Below are 14,463 nucleotides of genomic sequence, written 5' to 3' on the forward strand. Positions count from 1 at the left end.
GAGGTCGTGGAGCTCGCCGACGACGAGACCTTGCTGCCCGGGCTGGTGGACACCCACGTGCACATCAACGAGCCCGGCCGCACCGAGTGGGAGGGCTTCGCCTCCGCGACCCGGGCCGCCGCCGCCGGAGGCGTCACCACGGTCCTGGACATGCCGCTCAACTCGATCCCGGCGACCGTGAACGTGCCGGCCCTCGAGTACAAGCGCCTCTTCGCCCAGGACAACGTCTTCGTGGACGTCGGCTTCTGGGGCGGGGCGATCCCCGGCAACACCCCCGACCTGCGCGGGCTGCACGACGACGGCGTCTTCGGCTTCAAGTGCTTCCTGCTGCACTCCGGGGTGGACGAGTTCCCGCACCTGGAGGCCGACGAGATGGAGGAGGACCTCGCGGAGATCAAGACCTTCGACTCCCTGATGATCGTGCACGCGGAGGACTCCCGGGCCATCGACCGGGCCCCGCAGCCGGAGGGGGACCTGTACCAGAACTTCCTGGCCTCCCGGCCGCGCGGGGCGGAGAACCTCGCGATCGCCGAGGTCATCGAGCGCACCCGCTGGACCGGAGCGCGGTCGCACATCCTGCACCTGTCCTCCTCGGACGCCCTGCCCATGCTGGCCACCGCCAAGCGGGACGGCCTGGACATCACGGTCGAGACCTGCCCGCACTACCTCACCCTGCTCGCCGAGGAGGTCCCCGACGGCGCCACCGCCTTCAAGTGCTGCCCGCCCGTGCGGGAGGCCGGCAACCGCGAGCTGCTGTGGGAGGGCCTGCTCGACGGGACCATCGACTTCATCGTCTCGGACCACTCCCCCTCGACCCTGGACCTGAAGGACCTGGACAACGGGGACTTCGGGGTGGCGTGGGGCGGGGTGTCCTCCCTGCAGCTGGGGCTCTCCCTGATCTGGACCGAGGCCCGCCGCCGGGGCATCGGGCTGGAGCGGGTGGTGGAGTGGATGTCCACCAAGCCGGCCCAGCGGGCCGGCCTGCGCACCAAGGGCAGGCTGTCCCTGGGCTACGACGCGGACCTGGTGGTCTTCGCCGCCGACGACGCGTTCGTGGTCGACGCCGGACGGCTGCACCACAAGAACCCGATCACCCCGTACCAGGGCAAGGCGCTGTCCGGGAAGGTCCGGAGGACCTTCGTCCGGGGCACCGCCGTGGACTTCGAGACCCCTCGGGGCCGGCTCCTCCGGCGCGGGGAGAGCTGACGGGCGGGGGCCGCCGTCCGCCGCGGTCGTGCACGAGACCGCGGTGCCCGTCGCCGGCCGGCCTCCGGGCTCTCCGCTCCCGCACCTGCTGCCGGTCACGGGCGGGACGCGCGGTGACGCACCGGCAGGAGCCAGCGTGCCAGGACCGCAGCACCCGGCAGGGCGGAGATCAGGGCGAGCAGGCCGTAGCCGATCGAGATCGCGAAGCCGGTCTCGGCGGGCAGTCCGTGGGCCATCGCGGCCAGGGTGGTGATCCCCTCGCGCGGGCCCCAGCCGCCGACCCCGACGGGGACGGACATTCCCGCCAGGCCCAGCACGGTGGTCCCCCACAGGTTCGCCAGGGACTCCTGCGGAGCGGTGCGCACGGCGGCCAGCAGGAACAGTCCCTGGTAGCAGGCCCAGGCGAGCACGGACAGTGCCCACACCCCGGTCCGGTCCCGCGCCGGGGCGCCTGTCGTCGACCGCCAGGCGACGGCCCCGACGGCGAGCGCCCCGAGGCCGATGGCCACGGCGAGCCAGCCACCGACCGCCAGGGCAGGAACGATCCCCGCCGCGAGGAGAACGGACGTCCCGGCCAGCCGCTCGCCCAGCACGGAGCCGCCGGCCCCGGGCCAGCTGTCGCCGCGCCGGCGGCGGCGCAGCACGCGCACCGCGTCCCCGGTCACGCCACCGGGCAGCAGCAGGTTGACGAGCCCGGCCGCCAGGCACTCGCCCATCGCCTCCCGGAAGCCGATCGGCACGCCTTGGCTGCGGGCCACGAGCCGCCAGCGCTGGGCCTGGGCAGCGGTGGCGAGGAGCCCGGCGCCCAGCGCGAGCGCCACCGTGGCGGGGGTCAGGATGCCGACGGCGCTGCGCACCGCGTCCGCGCCCAGGGCGCGGAACAGCAGGGCGAGCAGCACGAGTCCGGCCACCGCCTGACCGGCGGCGAGCAGCGCGCGGAGAACGGGCCGCCGACCGGTGAGGGCAGGCGGGGTCTCGGCGGGCATGGGCGCAGTCTAGCCACCGCCCGTCGTCGCCCGGATTGACGCCGCGGGCCGGATCCGCTCACGATGAAGGCCCCCTCCGGAAGGCGGCCGCATGCCCCTGCCCCGTTCCACCTGTCCTCGTCCCTCGGCACGCCGGGACGGTGTCCTCGCGTTCGTGGCGCTGGGAGGAGCGCTCGCGGTGCTCTTCCTCCTGGTGGACGTGGAGCTCCCCGTGCTGGTGGCCGCTGGGGCACTGGGCCTCGCCGTGGTCGGCGCGGTGGTGCGCAGCGCCGTGCGCCGCCGCGACGAGCCCTACGGCCCCGCCGACCGGGTCACCGTGGGCCGCTCCGTGCTCGTCGCGCTGGCCGCCGCGCTCCTGCCCGTGGGGCTGGCCCCCGTGCTGGGACAGGACGCGGACCGGCCCGTCGACGCCTGGTGCTGGGCCGTGTTCGCCGTCGCGCTGCCCGCCTGGCTGCTCGACGGGGTCGACGGGTGGGTGGCCCGCCGCACCGGCACCGCCACGCGCGCCGGGGCACGGTTCGACCAGGAGGTCGACGCCGCACTGCTGATCGTCCTCTCCCTGGCCGCCGCCGCGCGGCTCGGACTGCCCGGCGCGTGGTGGGTGCTGGCGATCGGCGCGCTGCGGTACCTGTTCCTGCTGGGCCAGCGGGTGCGTCCCGCGTGGCGCCGCGCGCTGCCCTTCTCCTCGTACCGGCGGGTCGTGGCGGGGATCCAGGGCGGGGTCCTGCTCGGCGCGCTGGTCCCTCTGATCCCGCTCCCGCTGGCCGTCACCGCCACAGTGATCGCGCTGGTCCTGCTGCTGGGGTCCTTCGGCCGGGACGTCCTGTGGCTGGAACGGGCGGGCCGCGACCTCAGCTGACGGGTGGCAGGCCGAGCACGTCCGCGTGCCCCACCGTGGCCCGCAGCCGGCCGCGGGCGCAGTCCACCAGGCGGGTCCGCAACCAGGCGTGGGACTCGGCCGTGAGGTCCGGGCGGTGCTCCACGGCGGCGTCCGCCCGGTCGGCGAGGAAGCGCTCCAGGAGGGGCCGGGCCCACGCCTGGTCCGAGATCCACCAGGGCGTGGGCGTCACGTCCACGGCCATGCCGTGCTCCTGCAGGGCCTCCGCGGCCAGCCGCACGGCGTCGGTGCCGGCGTGCTCGCCGCGGTGCTGGTGGTCCTCGAAGGCCCCCAGCACCGAGGGGTCCAGGTGGTGCGGCGGGTCGAGCAGGACCTCGCCGTCGACGGTGAGGGCGAGGAGGGCCGGAACGCCCTCCTCGGAGAGCACACGGGCCAGCTCCCGGACCTGCGCCCGGGTGAGCAGGTCGAGCAGCGCGGAGCACGTCACGAGCCGGCGGGCCGCCGGGTGGTCCGCCAGGACACGGCCGAGCTCCTCGACCCCGGCGAGGACGGGCACGACGTCGGAGCCGTCCGCCCGGGCGGCGGCCACGGCCTGGTCGAGCAGCTCGCGGTCGTGGTCGAGCAGGATCCAGCGCTGGGGACCCGGGAGGTGCCGGGCCAGCCACGCCCGGTTCGCGCCCGTTCCGGCGCCGAGGTCCACGACGACGACGGGCTCGGCGTCCGAGGAGCCGGGGGCCCCGGCCGGCGGATGCTCCTCCCAGTGCCGGACGAGCCGGGCGATCAGCGGCAGGGAGTGTTCTCGGGCCGCGGCGTCGGCCGGCTCGCGCAGGGCCAGCCAGTCACCGGCGACGGGCCGGTCGGGGGCGAAGTGGTTCGTCATGTCGGTCTCCTGGTGCGGTCGGTGACGGGGTCGGGGTGTCTGTCAGGATGCCTGTCGTGGTGGGTGTCGTGGTCCGGGGGGATCCGTCGGGTCGAGGGGCCGGCCGATCGCCGCGAGGACGTCGCGGGCGGTGTCCTCCCAGCTGCGCAGGTGCTCGCGCCGGGCCAGCGCCGCGGTCCGCCACTGTGCGCGCAGGGCGGGATCGGTCAGCCAGTCCCGCAGCACGGCGGTCCAGGCGGACGGGTCGGCGGGGTCGAGGGCGGCACCGGCCCGGGCGCCGGCAGCCGGACCGTGCCGCGGCGTGCCGTCGAGGGCCTCGACCGCCCCGGTGCCGGCCGCGACCACCGCGGGAACGCCGTGGGCGAGCGCCTCGGTGACGACCATGCCGTAGGTCTCTGCCGTGGAGGGCAGCAGCAGCAGGTCCGTGCGCGCCCACTGCCGGGCCAGAGCGGCGCCCTCGAGGGGGCCGTGGCAGCGCACCCGCCCCGGCTCGGGGAGGCCGAGGACCGCCGCGCGCAGCTCGCGGACGTGGCGGGGGTCGCCCGCGGGGCCCACGAGGTCGAGGGTCCAGCCGAGGCCGGCCAGCGGCGCGAGGGCCCTCAGCAGGAGGCGCTGGTTCTTGCGCGGGGTCAGGGACGCGAGGCAGAGCAGCCGCGGCGGGCTCGACCCCGCAGCCACCGGCCCGCGCCCGGCCCCCGGTTCGGCCACCGCGGCGCCCGCGGTGCCGTAGCGGCGGCGGAGGTCGCGGGCCGCCCAGTCGCTGGGCACCAGCACGCCGGTGGCGGCGGCGAGGGCTGCGGCCTCCCGCCGGGCGAGCTCCCTCGTGGCCGCGGGGTCCAGCCCGGTCTCGGCGGGCAGGGGCAGGTGCACGAGCAGGTGCACGGGCACGCCGGAGCGCACGGCGTCGTCGACGGTCTCCGGGTCCGCGCACCCCATGAGGCCGTCGAGGACGACCGCCCGCCCCGGGGCCGGTCCGCCCAGCGCCCGCCGCAGCCGCACCCGGGCGGCGCCGTCCGGCGCGGGCCAGTCCCCGGCCACCGGCACGAGGCGGGCCGGGCGGCCCAGGACGCCCAGCGCCGCCACGAGCCGGCGGTCGTAGAGCGAGCCCCCGGTGGGCCGTCCGCCGTCGTCGGGCACCACCACGTCGATGCCCGCGCGCGTGGTGCTCACCGGGCCGGGACGGGCCCACCGCGCTCGCTCAGCACGGGCAGCTCGAGGGTGTAGGAGGCCCAGGCGTCGGGGTTCTCCCGCAGGGTCACGGTCAGCCGCTCGAGCCCCTCGATGAACGCCGCACCCGCCGCGAGCCGCTCGGCCACGTACTGGGCGAGGACCTCCGTGGTGGACAGCCGGCCCGCGAAGTCCGGGTGCTCGTCGAGGTTGCGGTAGCGCAGCCCGTCGAGGACGCCCGCGAGCAGGTCGTTGGCCACACCGATGTCCATGACCACCCCGTGCTCGTCGAGGACCGGCCGGGACCAGGTGGTCTCCACCTCGTAGGTGGCCCCGTGCAGGTTCTGGGCGGGGCCGAAGAAGGGGTCCGGCAGGCTGTGGGCGATCATCATGTGGTCTCGGACGGTCAGGGTGAACACGGGGCTCCTCGGGTCGGTGTGGCGGGTGGTCAGTCGTAGTGCACCACGTGGCACAGCACGTCCGGGGAGACTCCGGCGGCGAGCCGCGCCATGGTGGCGGGCAGCTCGTCGAAGGAGGAGGTCCCGGAGAGCAGGGCGTCGAAGCGGGGGTCCCGCAGGGCGTCCAGCGCGGTGGCGAGCCGGTCGGCGGTGGTGCGGCGGGCCCGGCGGGCGGGGGCGACGACCCCTACCTGGCTGGCCCGGATCTGCAGCCGGCGGGCGTGGAAGTCCGCGCCGAGCGGGACGGCGGGGTCCTCGTCGCCGTACCAGGACAGCTCGATCAGCTCGCCCTCCTCGCCGAGCAGCTCGAGTCCCCTCGCCAGGCCGGCGGCGGTGGAGGAGGCGTGCACGACGACGTCGCACTCCCTCGCGGCGTCCTCCGGCAGCACGTGCTCCACGCCTAGCCGTGCCGCGAGTTCCCGGCGGGACGGCTGCGGGTCCACGAGCTGCAGCCGGGCGAGCGGGAAGCGGGCCAGCAGCGCGGCCGCGCACGCGCCGATCATCCCGGCGCCGATCACGGCCACGCGGTCCCCGAAGCGGGGCGCGGCCTCCCACAGGGCGTTGACGGCCGTCTCCACCGAGCCGGCGAGCACCGCGCGGTCGGAGGGCACGTCGTCGGGCACGGGGGTCACGGCCGAGGCCGGGAGCACGTAGCGGTCCTGGTGGGGGTGCAGGCTGAACACCCGCCGGCCCACCAGTTCCTCCGGCCCCTGCTCCACGACGCCCACGGACAGGTAGCCGTACTTGACCGGGCCCGGGAAGTCCCCCTCCTGGAAGGGGGCGCGCATCCGCTCGTGCACGCGCGCCGGGACGAGGCCGCGGTGGACGAGCGACTCGGTCCCGCGGCTGATCCCGGAGCGCAGCGCCCGCACCAGGACGTCCTCCGGGCCCGGGCACGGCAGCTCCGCGGTGCGCAGCTCGCCCCGGCCGGGCTCCACGGTCCAGTAGGCGCGGCAGGTGCGGGAACCCTCCGGGGCGGCAGCGGCGTCGGTCATGCTCCCATTGTGGCGTGCCCGCGACTGCGCGCCACCACCGCCCGTGGCCGGTCCCGGCCCGCGGGTCAGGCGGTCGGGGCGGCGGGCCCCTCCTCGTGCAGCTCGGCGAGCGCCCGGCGCAGCGCGGCATAGCGTCTGGCCCCGAGCCTCCGCCGCCACTCTTCCTCCACCTCGGCGACCACGCCGGCCGCCACCGCCTGGGCGGCCCTGCCGCGCTCGGCGATGGTCACGAGCCGCGCCCGGGCGTCGGCGGGATCGGGCCGCCGCTCGACGTACCCCTCCTCCTCCATGGCCTGCACGAGCAGGCTGGCCGTCTGCTTGGTGACCCGGGCCTGCTCCGCCAGGTGCACCGTGCGGGTGCCGTCCGGGCCGATGCGCTGGAAGATCCGCGCCTGGGCGTAGGAGAGGTCCGCGAAGCCGGCGGCGTGGAGGGCCTCCAGCACCCGGATCTCCATGTCCCGGTACGGGTAGTACAGCAGCAGCCCCGTGTTCGTCCCCTCGTCCTCGCGCATTCCACCCCTTGACGACGTGGCGGTCCCCGCCGGAAAATTTAGTCAGTAAACCTGACCTTTTAGGGGGAGACTACCATGGACCGCACCGCCATCTGGGACGCCGTTCACCAGGAGCGGTCCGCGCTCGCGGACCTGCTCGAGACCCTCAGCCCCGAGGAGTGGGACCACCCCACCCTGTGCCCCGGATGGGCGGTGCGGGACGTGGCGGCCCACGTCATCTCCTCGCCCCAGTTCGGGCTCGCCGATCTCGTCGCGGCCCTGTGGCACGGCCGGGGAGACTACAACCGCGCCGTGTTCCTGGACGCCCGGCGCCGCGGCCGTCAGCCGGTCGAGTCCATCGTCGCGGACTACCGCCGCCTGGACGGTTCGCGGCGCCATCCCCCGGGAACGGGCATCCGGGACCCGCTCCTCGACGTCCTGGTCCACACCCAGGACATCGCGCTGCCCCTGGGGCGGCGCCACGCCATGCCGCCGGAGGCCGCCCGCACGGCAGCCGACCGGGTGTGGTCCATGCCGTTCCCGTTCTGGGCGCGCCGGAGACTGCGCGCAGTGACGCTCGCCGCGACCGACATCGACTGGCGCGCCGGCAGCGGTCCCGAGGTCCGCGGAACCATGGAGGCGCTGCTCCTGCTGCTCACCGGCCGGACCGCGGCGCTCGACCGGCTCGAGGGGCCGGGCCTGGGCGTCGTGGGACCGGGGGCAGGGGCCGCCCGCCGCTCTTGACACCCCGCCGCGGCGGCGGGGACGCTGGTGGAGGCGGCGTCCGCCGTCACCTCCCCCGTCCCCGAGGTGACCCATGGTCCAGCGCATCCTCTTCCTGCACGGGGCCGGACTCCAGCCCGGCCCCGGTGGAAACCCGGTGCTCGAGGCCGTGCGACGGCAGTGGCCGGACGCGGATCTCGTCGCCCCCGACCTCCCGAGCCCGGAGAACCCCGATCCGGAGCTGTGGCAGGAGGCGATAGGCCGGGCCGTCCGCGCCATCCCGGACGAGCCCTGGGTGATCGTGGGCCACTCCCTCGGCGGGTCCGAGGCACTGCGCTTCCTCTGCAACCGGATCCCCACCCTGCTGCAGCGCGTCGTGACCGTGGCCTCGCCGTGCTGGGACCCGGAGGACCCGGACTGGAACGAGCGCGGCTTCGCCCTGCCCTCCACCGTGGGCCGGACGCTGGCGGACCTCGAGATCGTCGTGGTCCACGCCGAGGACGACGACGTCGTCCCCTCCGCCCACGCGCGCCGCCTCACCGAGCGGCTGCCCTCGGCCCAGCTCGTGCTGCTCCCCTCCGGAGGACATCTGCCGACGTCCTGGACGGACCGAGGTCTCATTACGTGAGGCGGACCCGCGCGAATCGGGAGAACCGCCGCCGTGCGGGAGCATGGGGCCATGACCCGACCGCACCCGCAGCACCGAAGGACCGTCCGCACCCTGGGGACCGCCGCCCTCCTCGTGGGGCTCTCCGTGCAGGCTCCCGCGTCAGCGCTCCCCGCCGCCCCGGGCGGCGAGGTCGCCGGGACCTCCTCGGTCGCCGTGCCCGCCTCCTGCGGTCCGGCGGCCGCCGCGTCGCTCCCCGTCACGGACGGACCCACGGCGGAGGACGACCGGCGCGCCCTGACCGCCGCGCTGGACGGGCTGGGCGGAGCGGTGGGAGCCGAGATCGGCCTGCTGGTGCAGGACACGGAGGGCCGCACGGTCTTCGCCCACCACCCCGAGCTGTCCGGCATGGAGGCGAGTCTCTCGAAGGTCCCGCTGGCCCTGACCACCATGCGCCTGGCCGCCGAACGGGACGGCCGGCTCACGGAGCAGCAGCGCGCGCTGATCCGCGACAGCGTCCACGAGAGCGGCAACGAGTCGACCACCGCCCTCTACGGCGCGCTCGGGCCCACGGTCTCCGCGATGGAGGGCGAGATCAACGAGACCTACGACCTCATGGGCGTCACCTCGACCCGGTCCTCGGGCGGCTGGGGCCACAACCTGACCACGGCCTCCGACCAGCTGGCCGTGCTCGGCACGGTCGTCCACGGGGCGGACTGGCTGCCCGAGGAGGACCTCGCCTGGCTCCGGGAGCAGATGCGCCCCAGCCACCCGTCCCAGACGTGGGGCGTGGGGGCCGCGCGCGCTGACGGGGCCGGTACGGCTGGCTCCCTCGTCAAGAACGGGTGGCTGCCGGACGCCGGTGGCGAGTGGGACACCCACAGCGTGGGCCGGGCCGCGGTGGGCGGGACGGCCCACCACATCGCGGTGCTGGGCTCCGGCTACCCCACCGCGGCGTGCGGTCAGGACGTGGCCACCACCGTGGTGGAGCTGTACCTCGCGCTCGAGGACGCCTGAGCTCACGCGGCCGCGTGCGGCGCCCCCGCTCCCGGGTCCACCCGGTGCGGACCGGCCGCGGAGGGCCGGATGTCGAAGTCGAAGATCGCGGTGGGGATGTACACCGTGGCGCAGGAGTTGGGGATGTCCACCACCCCGGAGAACCGGCCCTCGATCGGCGCGGCGCCCAGCAGCAGATACGCCTGCTCGGGTGCGTACCCGAACTTCGTGAGGTAGTCGATGGCGTGCAGGCACGCCCGCTGATAGGACAGCTGCGAGTCGAGGTAGCGCTGCTCGCCGTCGAGGGTCACCGAGGTGCCGGAGAAGGAGATCCACTCGCTGTACTGCGGGTCCGTTCTGCCCGGCAGGAAGATCGCGTTCTCCGAGACCCCGTAGGTCTCCATGCCGCCCTTGATGACGTCCACGTGGAAGTCGATGAACCCGCCCATCTCGATGGCGCCGCAGAACGTGATCTCGCCGTCGCCCTGGGAGAAGTGCAGGTCCCCCACGGAGAAGTTCGCGCCGTCCACGAAGACCGGGTAGAAGACGCGGGTGCCCTTGGTGAGGTTCTTGATGTCCTGGTTGCCGCCGTTCTCCCGCGGCGGAGCGGTGCGCGCGGCCTCCGCGGCGACCCGCTCGGCGTCGGAACCGGGGACCCCGCCCAGCAGGGCATTCTCGGGCTCGGGCGGCAGCGCCAGGGGCGGGACCCGGTCCGGGTCGGTGGCGATGAGCGCGCCTTCGCGCGCATTCCACCGAGCCAGCAGCTCGGCGGAGGGCGCGGTGCCCATGAGGCCGGGGTGGACGATGCCGGTGAAGGAGACCTCCGGGACGTGGCGGGAGGTGGCCGTCTGGCCGCGGAAGTCCCAGATCGCCTTGTAGGCGTCAGGGAACCGGTCGGTGAGGAAGCCCCCGCCGTTGGACCGCGCGAAGACACCGGTGTACCCCCAGCCCTGCCCGGCCAGCGGGCCGGAGTCCTCCTGCGGGATGGGGCCGACGTCGAGGATGTCGACGACGAGCAGGTCTCCCGGCTTCGCGCCCTGCACCGCGAACGGGCCGGAGAGCTTGTGCACGGTCGTCAGCGGCGCGTTGCGGACGTCCTCCGCGGAGTCGTCGTTGACGATCGCGCCGTCGAACCACTCCCGGCAGTGCACCCGGAACGTGTCCCCCGGTCGCACGGTGGCCACCGGAGGGATCTCCGGGTGCCACCGGTTGTGCCCCACCAGCTGCTGGTCCTCGAACGGCCGTGACGAGTCCAGGGGAAAGATGAGCTCCGGCATGACGTGCCTCCTTGGCTGCTGTGCTGCGGGGTGGTGCTCCGGTGGTGTGCCTCTCAGGGCCGGGGAAGTCTGCGGTGCAGGGGATTGCCGGTGGTCCGGGGCGCTCTCCGGGAGCCGGGCGGGGGCGCGGCGACGACGTCGGGCTCGGCCGCGGTGCGCTCGGCGCGCTCGATCAGCCGCGCCGCGGGGGTGCCGGCCCGGGAGAGTCCGGGCGCGCTCATCAGCCGCCGCGCCGCGGACCCGCAGCGGGGGCAGGCGCTCTCGCGCGTGGCGGCGCCCATGCCCAGCAGGAGCTCGAAGACGCCGCACTCCGGGCAGCGGTACTCGTAGATCGGCATGCGGTGCGCCTCCTGGGAACGCGGGGTCTCTGGACTGTCGACCGTAGTGCCGGGCCCGCGGCCGGGGAAGGGCGGTCACCGACATCGCCCGGACATGACGGGTCGGGCCTGCCCGGTGCCCGCGCCGCGGACGTGGGCGGTCCTGCCGTGCGCTCAGGACCGGCCGGGCGGGACGTTCAGGTTGTGCCGGAAGAGGTTCCCGGGGTCGTAGCGGTCCTTGAGGACGGCCAGCCGCTGGTGCTTGTCCCGCCCGTACGCCAGGCGGGCCGCCTCCGAACGGTCGCCCCCGAGCTCGGCGTCCGGGCCCATGAGGTTGACGTACTCGCCGTGCTCGGCGAACGGCTGCATCCCGTCGCGCACGGTTCGGACGAAGGCGGCGAGGTGCTCGTCGTCGGCGGGGTCGTGCCGGACGCCGTAGACCGTCAGCCAGTACCGCGCGGACCGGTTGGGGAAGGCGGTGGCCTCCTCGGGCACCCGGCCGAAGGCGCCCTCGAGGTGGTGGACGTCGATGCCGGTGCCCCGGCACGTGATCGCGGACGCCAGTCCGACGAGGACGTCGACGACCTCGTCGTCCAGCCGGGAGAAGGGCACGTTCCGCCAGTGGCCGTGCGAGCCCTTCGGGTAGGCTCCGTCCCTCGCTCCCTGCCAGGCGAGCCACGGCGTCGGGCCCATCTCCTCGGCGTCGGGGGGCGCGTCCTGCCGCAGCGCGTCGACGACGTCCAGGCCGGCGACGTGGTCCTCGGAGACCCAGCTGAACCCCACGGTCAGCACCGGCTCGTCGCCCATCCCGGCCCCCGGCGACGGGATCGCGAACGTGAGGACCGGGTTCATCTCGTCCGGCAGACCGTGCGACCACTCGGCGAAGGCGGTCAGGGCGTCCCGCCAGTGCGGTCTGCGGTAGTAGAGGTTCCCCGCGAGCACCGCGGACGGCATCCGGCGGGCCCGGAAGGTGAACGAGGTGACCACCCCGAGGTTGCCCCCGCCGCCGCGCAGTCCCCAGAACAGCCCGGCGTTCTCCTCCTCGCTGGCGTGCAGGTGGTCGCCGGCGGCGGTCACGACGTCGGCGGAGTCCAGGTTGTCGAGCGTCAGCCCGTTGCTGCGGGTCAGCCACCCCATGCCCCCACCGAGGGTGAGTCCCGCCACGCCGGCGACACCGACGAGGCCCCCGGGAACGGCGAGGCCGTGCCGGGCCGTGGCCCGGTCGAGCCCGGCGAAGGTGGTGCCCGGGTCCACGCTCACCAGCTGGTTCGCGGGGTCGACGACGACGCCACGCAGCCGCCCGAGGTCCAGCACCAGACCGCCCTCGACCGTGCCGTGGCCAGCCACCCCGTGTCCGCCGCCCCGCACCGCCAGCGGCAGCCGCGTGCGCTGCGCCGTGGCCAGGACGAGGTCGATGTCGCCGACGCCCCCGGCCCGCACGACAGCCCGGGGACGGACGTCGATCATGCCGTTCCAGACCCGGCGGGCCCTGTCGTAGTCGGGGTCCCCCGGCTCGATCAGTCCCCCCGAGAGACGGTCCCGGAGTTCGTGGAGCGCCCCGGCCGTTCCGTCGCCCGGCGCACCGTGGTCCGTGCTGCTCATGGCTCCCGCTCCTGCGCGAATAAATCGTCAGCCCGGGGGGAAATTCTAGTCCGCCCAGCTCAGGAGTCGGCGGAACCCCTTGTCACGCCTGCATAACTCCGGGCAGCGCGTCAGGGACGGACCGCCCCGTCCGCGCCGGCTGCCGGCGTGGACCCGGCAGCCGGCGCCGCCCCGGCGGCGCCGGCGCCCTGCTTCGTGCCGGCGGCGCCGCCCGGCTCGGCCGGGTCTGCGGTCGGCTCGGTCGCCGCCTTCGGCGCCGGGCGACGGGGCTCGTCGTCGTCGGTGTCGAGGATCCCGTCCCCGTCGAGGTCGTCGTCCAGCTCGTTGCGCAGGCCGTCACCGTCCATGTCCGGGTCGACGTCGTTGAGGATCTGGTCCCCGTCGATGTCGGAGTCCAGCTCGTTGGGGATCGTGTCCCCGTCGATGTCGGGGTCCTCGACGTCGAGGACCCCGTCTCGGTCGACGTCCCGCACGGCGTCCGGAACGACGACGGGAGCGACTCCCGGCTCGAGCACGGGCTCGGGCTCGGGCACCGGCTCGGGCTCGGGCTCCGCCACCGGCACGGGCTCGACCTCCGGCTCGGGCTCCACCACCACGGGAGGCGTGGTGGGCTCTCCGGAAGCCGGCGGGGTCGGCGGGGGAACCGTCACGACCGGAACGTCCGGCGCGGGAACCCTCACCACCGGAGCATCCGGAACGGGAACCGTCACCGCCGGGGTCGCCGGAACCGGTGCCGCCTCCTCCTGCTGCACGGGCCTCGCGGGGGTCGCGGTCCTGTCCGGACCTGCCGTCCTCGCGGCGTCGGCCTGTTTCTTGGCCGCCTCCACCTTCTTCGCCGCGTCGGCCTTGTTCTTGGCGTCGATCTTCTTCTTGGCGTCAGCCTTCTCCTTGGCGTCGGCCTTCTTCTTGGCGGCTTCTGTCTTCTCGAGGGTCTCGGCCTTCTTCGCCTTCTCCCCGGCCCGGTCCTCGACCGTGTCCGGGACGGGGACCTCGAGGGAGTACTTGCTGCGGGAGGCGGGGATGACGCGCATGCCGTCGACCCAGTCGAAGGACTGCGGGTCGACCGCCTGGCCGTTCACCCAGGTCTCGAAGTGCAGGTGCGGGCCCGTGACACGGATGCCGGTGGCCCCGATCGAGCCGAGCTGCTCGGAGGCGGCCAGCCGGTCACCGGTCTGCACCCGGACGTCCTCGAGGTGGTTGTAGGTGGTCCTGATCCCGTCCGCGTGGGTGACCTCCACCCGGTTGCCGCCCCAGACGTCCCAGAACACGGCCGTCACCACGCCGTCGAGGGCGGCGACGACCGGGAGACCCGCCGCGGCGGAGACGTCGGTCCCGTTGTGGAACTCGCGCCCGCCGCGATCAGGGGCGATCCGCCACCCGAACTGCCCACCGGGCAGGACAGCACCGGGCCGGGCCGGCGCGATGATCGTGTTGACCGGCAGCTCCCCCTGGTACAGCTTCGGCGCCTGCCGGCCCGGGCGCACCGATGACGCCGTCTCGCGGCCTCCGTCGCCGCGCCCCGTTCCTGGCCGCCAGGAACCCTTCCCCTCGCCGCCGTCCCGCACGGGCGAGGCTGCGTGGTCGTCCCGCACCGGACCGGCCGGAGGAACGACCTGCTCCGCTCCGGCCGCGAGCAGGCTCCACCCCTTGTTCGGCGGTTCGGCGGATGCGGCGGGGACGCCGAAGGCCGACGGACCCCGTTCGCCGCCGGCTCCTGGTGCGATGCCCGCGCTGACCGCCACGCTGACGGCCACGAGGGCCGAGAACGCGGTGAGAGCGGTCACCGGCGACGAGGCACGATGGCGCAGGTCGGTGGGCGCAGGGCGGCGAGAGGAGTCGCGGGGCATGACAGTGTTTCCCCCAGGATGTCGCGGCGAGCGACGAGAAGAACGAGCAGATGGTGGGGGCACTCTCGCCCCA

At 75.0% G+C, this 14,463-nt stretch carries 15 protein-coding genes; 5 read left to right on the forward strand and 10 right to left on the reverse strand.

The genetic code is table 11. The features are described 5' to 3' along the window. Nucleotides 1–1,206 (forward strand): allantoinase AllB (gene allB / locus ACH9D2_RS14460; RefSeq protein WP_396363507.1); only part of this gene is annotated, 1,206 nt, incomplete at its 5' end. Between the two features lie 95 nt (nt 1,207–1,301). On the opposite strand, the gene ACH9D2_RS14465 is transcribed toward allB, so the two are convergent. Continuing rightward, on the reverse strand, nt 1,302–2,192 hold the full coding sequence (locus ACH9D2_RS14465) for a lysylphosphatidylglycerol synthase domain-containing protein (RefSeq protein ID WP_396363508.1): 891 nt from the start codon (nt 2,190–2,192) through the stop codon (nt 1,302–1,304). A gap of 91 nt (nt 2,193–2,283) precedes the next feature. On the opposite strand from ACH9D2_RS14465, the gene ACH9D2_RS14470 reads away from it, so the two are divergent. Next, on the forward strand, nt 2,284–3,051 hold the full coding sequence (locus ACH9D2_RS14470) for a CDP-alcohol phosphatidyltransferase family protein (protein WP_396363509.1): 768 nt from the start codon (nt 2,284–2,286) through the stop codon (nt 3,049–3,051). On the opposite strand, the gene ACH9D2_RS14475 is transcribed toward ACH9D2_RS14470, so the two are convergent. The 5 genes from ACH9D2_RS14475 to ACH9D2_RS14495 form a co-directional block, all read right to left on the reverse strand. Beyond that, nucleotides 3,044–3,910, reverse strand: coding sequence for a class I SAM-dependent methyltransferase (locus tag ACH9D2_RS14475; protein WP_396363510.1), 867 nt, complete (start codon nt 3,908–3,910; stop codon nt 3,044–3,046). The two genes, ACH9D2_RS14470 and ACH9D2_RS14475, sit on opposite strands and share 8 nt — an antisense overlap. Before the next feature lie 42 nt (nt 3,911–3,952). Further along, a complete protein-coding gene (locus tag ACH9D2_RS14480) occupies nt 3,953–5,080 on the reverse strand; it encodes a glycosyltransferase (RefSeq protein WP_396363511.1) in 1,128 nt (375 codons plus the stop codon). Beyond that, the gene (locus ACH9D2_RS14485) at nt 5,077–5,496 is read right to left on the reverse strand and encodes a 6-pyruvoyl trahydropterin synthase family protein (RefSeq protein WP_396363512.1); all 420 of its coding nucleotides are present in this window, start codon (nt 5,494–5,496) and stop codon (nt 5,077–5,079) included. The genes ACH9D2_RS14480 and ACH9D2_RS14485 overlap by 4 nt, the downstream gene beginning before the upstream one ends. A 29-nt stretch (nt 5,497–5,525) precedes the next feature. Continuing rightward, the gene (locus ACH9D2_RS14490) at nt 5,526–6,530 is read right to left on the reverse strand and encodes a zinc-dependent alcohol dehydrogenase (RefSeq protein WP_396363513.1); all 1,005 of its coding nucleotides are present in this window, start codon (nt 6,528–6,530) and stop codon (nt 5,526–5,528) included. Between the two features lie 65 nt (nt 6,531–6,595). Then, a complete protein-coding gene (locus ACH9D2_RS14495; RefSeq protein ID WP_396363514.1) occupies nt 6,596–7,042 on the reverse strand; it encodes a MarR family winged helix-turn-helix transcriptional regulator in 447 nt (148 codons plus the stop codon). A 75-nt stretch (nt 7,043–7,117) separates the two neighbouring features. Here ACH9D2_RS14495 and ACH9D2_RS14500 point away from each other — a divergent pair, with 75 nt between their 5' ends. From ACH9D2_RS14500 to ACH9D2_RS14510, 3 genes are all read left to right on the forward strand, one after another. Next, the gene (locus ACH9D2_RS14500) at nt 7,118–7,765 is read left to right on the forward strand and encodes a maleylpyruvate isomerase family mycothiol-dependent enzyme (RefSeq protein WP_396363515.1); all 648 of its coding nucleotides are present in this window, start codon (nt 7,118–7,120) and stop codon (nt 7,763–7,765) included. Nucleotides 7,766–7,838: 73 nt separating this feature from the next. Continuing rightward, nucleotides 7,839–8,372 carry an alpha/beta fold hydrolase gene (locus tag ACH9D2_RS14505; RefSeq protein WP_396363516.1) on the forward strand — a complete coding sequence of 178 codons (534 nt, stop codon included), beginning with the start codon at nt 7,839–7,841 and terminating at the stop codon, nt 8,370–8,372. Nucleotides 8,373–8,423: 51 nt separating this feature from the next. Further along, entirely contained in the window at nt 8,424–9,368 is a 945-nt protein-coding gene (locus tag ACH9D2_RS14510; RefSeq protein ID WP_396363517.1) for a hypothetical protein, read from the forward strand. Nucleotides 9,369–9,370: 2 nt separating this feature from the next. Here ACH9D2_RS14510 and fmdA read toward each other — a convergent pair whose 3' ends face one another. The 4 genes from fmdA to ACH9D2_RS14530 form a co-directional block, all read right to left on the reverse strand. Continuing rightward, the gene (gene fmdA, locus ACH9D2_RS14515; RefSeq protein WP_396363518.1) at nt 9,371–10,624 is read right to left on the reverse strand and encodes a formamidase; all 1,254 of its coding nucleotides are present in this window, start codon (nt 10,622–10,624) and stop codon (nt 9,371–9,373) included. A gap of 53 nt (nt 10,625–10,677) precedes the next feature. Continuing rightward, nucleotides 10,678–10,962 carry an FmdB family zinc ribbon protein gene (locus ACH9D2_RS14520; protein WP_396363519.1) on the reverse strand — a complete coding sequence of 95 codons (285 nt, stop codon included), beginning with the start codon at nt 10,960–10,962 and terminating at the stop codon, nt 10,678–10,680. A gap of 153 nt (nt 10,963–11,115) precedes the next feature. Further along, complete coding sequence (locus ACH9D2_RS14525; protein ID WP_396363520.1) at nt 11,116–12,543, reverse strand: FAD-binding protein; 1,428 nt, start codon at nt 12,541–12,543, stop codon at nt 11,116–11,118. A 110-nt stretch (nt 12,544–12,653) separates the two neighbouring features. Further along, nucleotides 12,654–14,327 carry a peptidoglycan DD-metalloendopeptidase family protein gene (locus ACH9D2_RS14530; protein WP_396363521.1) on the reverse strand — a complete coding sequence of 558 codons (1,674 nt, stop codon included), beginning with the start codon at nt 14,325–14,327 and terminating at the stop codon, nt 12,654–12,656. Nucleotides 14,328–14,463: the final 136 nt, after the last annotated feature.

It is taken from the genome of Kocuria rhizosphaericola, from assembly GCF_044462205.1.
Taxonomy (GTDB): domain Bacteria; phylum Actinomycetota; class Actinomycetes; order Actinomycetales; family Micrococcaceae; genus Kocuria; species Kocuria rhizosphaericola.